Origin of the sequence: Arthrobacter sp. SIMBA_036 (genome assembly GCF_046535135.1) — a bacterium.
Taxonomy (GTDB): domain Bacteria; phylum Actinomycetota; class Actinomycetes; order Actinomycetales; family Micrococcaceae; genus Arthrobacter.
Genome location: NZ_JAWRXG010000447.1, coordinates 1 through 238 on the forward strand (window position 1 = coordinate 1; position 238 = coordinate 238).

A 238-nucleotide genomic window follows, 5' to 3' on the forward strand; every position below is an offset into this window, starting at 1 on the left:
GATGAGATTATGTTACCCCCTGAACTAGTATATTGAAAGTTCCCCAGATAATCGCTGATTTCCGTATCCCTGCTCATCTGTACCTTAGTTCCATCCGCAGAATAAATATAATTCAGAGAAGCTGCGGGAGATGCTCCCGTTATTGCAGACGGAAGATTCAGGAAGTTAAAAGCAATTTTCGTGATTCCTTTATCTAAATGACTGATCATATTACCATTCGGGTCATAAGTAATCTGTT

General features: G+C 39.5%; 1 protein-coding gene. It reads right to left on the reverse strand.

Features of this window, described 5'->3' with window-relative positions:
* On the reverse strand, positions 1 to 209 hold a 209-nt coding region (locus SB659_RS20465; protein ID WP_410551762.1), incomplete at its 3' end, for a hypothetical protein.
* Positions 210 to 238 lie beyond the last annotated feature (29 nt).